Origin of the sequence: Bradyrhizobium sp. LTSPM299 (assembly GCF_000938235.1) — a bacterium.
Classification (GTDB): Bacteria; Pseudomonadota; Alphaproteobacteria; order Rhizobiales; family Xanthobacteraceae; genus Bradyrhizobium.
The window spans coordinates 1-3,577 of the sequence record NZ_JYMU01000064.1 but is presented as its reverse complement, the minus strand read 5'-3'; the positions used below and the strand labels follow the sequence as shown (position 1 = coordinate 3,577).

Below are 3,577 nucleotides of genomic sequence, written 5' to 3'. Positions count from 1 at the left end.
CCATGCCATGTTGGGAAGGGCGCTGCAGGTTACCGGTGACCTTGCGGGTTCGCGTGCGGAGCTCGATTCCCTGATGCGGATATTATCGCAATCCCATCGTGGACCGGTCCTCCTCAGCTACGATCCCCACTACCATTCGTATATCGCACTGGCGCGGACCCTTTGGCTGCAAGGTTATCCGACCCAGGCGCTGGAACTCGCACGCCAGGGGGTCGAAGCCTCCGAAGCCATGGGCCATCCGGCAGCGTTGGCGCTGGTTTTGGCCGGCGCGGCGTCGGTTTTTCTCTGGGCTGGCGATCTCGATAATGCCCAATACCACACCGATTTGTCGCTTTCGCATGCCGAAGCCAATGCCTTGGGGCCTCTTGTAGCGATCGGACAGGGTCGCAAGGCAGAGTTGGCGATTCTGCGCGGCAACACCAAAGCGGGCGTCAAGGATCTGCAGGCAACGCTCGAGCGCCTGCACGCGGCGCGACATGAGGTGCTCACCACGGAGTTCAACATTGCAGTCGCTCAAGGACTGGCCGCGCTTGGACGGCCAGATGAAGGCAAGGCGCTGATCGACGAGAGTATTCGGCAAGTCGAAGTCAGTGGCGAGATGTTCTATATGCCGGAACTGCTGCGCATAAAGGGCGGGCTTCTCCTATCGATGGAGAAACCCGACGTCCGCGAGGTGGAGACCTGCTTCAACGAGTCGCTTGTATTGAGCCGACGTCAAGGTGTGCGTGCCTGGGAATTGCGTACCGCGAGGGACCTCGCGAAGCATTTGGCCGACCAAGGACAGTCCAAAAACGGACGGACGCTACTGCAGTCGGTCTACGCGGAGTTCAAGGAAGGATTTGAGACGGCGGACCTCAAAGCCGCCGAAGCGCTGCTCACCACGTTGAGGTGATTTCACTACGACTCTCAACCTGCCTCCAGCAAGCAGAGATCGCTTCGTAATCCCGTCACCCGACTGTTTGCGCTCGTTCTTTTGCGCCAGCGGAAGCGTTTTGCCCGTCATTTTTTCGGACTGCTTGCAGCAGCTAACGCCTGCTAACGACCCATAACGGGTAATTTCCTCAGATCGGCGCGAAGGTGAGGCCACATCAAGTCATCAAGGAGGTAATCATGAAACTCACAGGTAAGAAGGCTCTCATCACTGGCGGAAACAGCGGCATCGGCCTGGCGACCGCCCGTCTTTTCGTTGCAGAAGGCGCTGAAGTCGCGATTACCGGCCGGGACCAGAAGACGCTGGATGAAGCAGTCGCCGAACTGGGACCCAACGTGCGCGGCTACCGCGCCGACGTTACCGTGGCGGACGATCGCAAGCAGCTCTTCGCGGATATTGCCAAGGATTTCGGCAAGCTGGACGTCGTCTTCGCCAATGCCGGAATTAGCGGCAGGACGCCCACCGGCGCTACGGACGAAGCAGCGTTTGAGAATATCGTCCGCACCAACCTGAATGGCGCATTCTTCACCATCAACTCCGCTGCTTCTCTGTTGAACGACAACGCCAGCATCATCTTCAACGGATCGGTGCACAACTATATGGGCCAGGCCGGCCTAGCGGCCTATGCGGCCACCAAGGGCGGGGTGGTCTCCATGGCGCGTGCGATCGCTGCCGACTTTGCGCCGCGCAACATTCGCGTCAATGTCGTCGCACCCGGAGCGACAAAAACTCCGATCTGGAAGCGCGGGTCTCGCGCCTCGATGTCGGCTGAACAGTCCGCCAAGCTGGCTGATTCGTACTCCTCGACGGTTCCGCTGGGCCGATGGGGCGAACCTGAAGAACTCGCGAAGGCTGTGCTTTTCCTGGCTTCCGAGGATTCGTCGTACATCAACGCGGTCGAGCTGATCGTGGACGGCGGATTAACGGGTGCTCCCTTCGGAGCGCCCATTCATCGCGGCTAGGACGGCGATCCCCACAGGACACAGGAGGTACCCATGAGCAGCAATGAAGTCCGTAGTAACGACGCACCGAGAAACATGGAGATGAAGATGGCTCAAGCAGAACATTTTGATACCCTGGTTCTCGGAAGCGGACCGGGCGGAAATCTACTCGCGTGGCACTTGGCGCCAACTGGGCAACGGGTGGCCGTTGTTGAGCGGCGGTATATCGGAGGTTCCTGCCCCAACATCGCCTGCATGCCCAGCAAGAACGAGGTCTGGAGCGCGCGCATCGCCCATCTGGTTCGGCACGCGGCGCAGTTTGGCACGATCACCGGTCCGGTCACGACCGACATGGTGAAGGTGCGCCAGCGCAAGCGCGTCATGGTCGAACAAGAGGTCGTGGACCACGTTACGCCCTTCAAGTCGAGCGGCGCCGAACTGGTCATGGGCAGCGGAACCTTCGTGGCGCCGAAGACGCTAGAGGTCCGGCTGAACGACGGCGGTATGCGGCGGCTGACCGGCGACAAGGTCATCATCGATGTCGGTTCGCATGCGGCGATACCGAGCATTCCCGGCCTCGCGGAAGCCCACCCGCTCACGCATATCGAGGCACTTGAGCTGGATGCGGTGCCCTCGCATCTGATTGTGCTCGGTGGCGGCTATGTCGGTCTGGAACTGGCGCAGGCCTACCGCCGCTTCGGCAGCCAGGTCACGGTCATCGAGGCCGGCTCTCAGCTCATGAGCCGCGAGGATTCAGGCGTCGCGGACACTATGCAGCGGATCCTGCGCGAGGAAGGCGTTCGGCTTCTGCTGTCTGCCACCACACTGAGCGTGAGCGGCCGCTCCGGCGGCGAAGTGACCCTCGCCGTCCGCACGCCGACCGGCGATGAGAAGCTCCAAGGAAGCCATATCCTCGTCGCGGCAGGGCGCGTGCCCAATACGGCCGGAATCGGACTTGAGGAAGCCGGCGTCGAACTGGACGCGCGCGGCTACATCCGCGTCAACGACCGGCTTGAAACAACCGTGCCAAATGTCTGGGCTGTCGGTGACTGTGCCGGCAGCCCGCAGTTCACGCACGTCTCGGTCGACGATTTCCGCATCATCGCGGACAACCTGACCGGCGGTACGCGCAGCACGGGTGACCGGCTGGTGCCGTACTGCGTGTTCACCGATCCGCCGCTCGCCCATGTCGGACTGAGCGAACGCGACGCGCAACACATGGGCGTTGCGGTGCGCGTCGCCTCGCTGCCGATGGAGGCCGTGCTGCGAACCCACACAACAGGAGAAACCTCCGGCTTCATGAAGGTTCTCGTCGGCGCAAGCGACGATCTCGTTCTTGGCTTCACGATGATCGGGTCTGAGGCCGGCGAGGTCATGGCCGTGATGCAAACGGCGATGCTCGCGCGACTACCCTACACGACCCTGCGCGACGCCGTCATCGCGCATTTGACGGTGGCTGAAGGACTGGGGCAGCTAATGGCGAACGTGCCGCCTCGTTGAGGGATGATGGATATCGGCATCCAGATGGTTCGATAGGCAAGCTTGCGGACAGAGTCGCCGTTTGGCGGTGGTGACGTTGGTGGTGGCACCGTGCTGATGAAGCGTTGGGTGCTGAGAAAGGCGCTCACATTGGTGCCGAATTAGGTGCGCCCGCGGGGATCGCGTGCGCCGACGAAGTGACGGAACGATGTCGCCTAATGGGCAC

2 protein-coding genes and 1 pseudogene are annotated in these 3,577 nt (G+C 61.6%); all 3 read left to right on the top strand.

Going from position 1 to position 3,577, the window contains the following annotated elements:
• Positions 1-892, top strand: a pseudogene (locus UP10_RS45480) (ATP-binding protein); the annotation flags it as partial.
• 218 nt (positions 893-1,110) lie between these two features.
• The gene (locus tag UP10_RS31565; protein WP_044591113.1) at positions 1,111-1,893 is read left to right on the top strand and encodes an SDR family oxidoreductase; all 783 of its coding nucleotides are present in this window, start codon (positions 1,111-1,113) and stop codon (positions 1,891-1,893) included.
• A gap of 33 nt (positions 1,894-1,926) precedes the next feature.
• Positions 1,927-3,372 (top strand): mercuric reductase, encoded by a 1,446-nt coding sequence (locus UP10_RS31560; protein ID WP_349643988.1) that lies wholly within the window; start codon positions 1,927-1,929, stop codon positions 3,370-3,372.
• Positions 3,373-3,577: the final 205 nt, after the last annotated feature.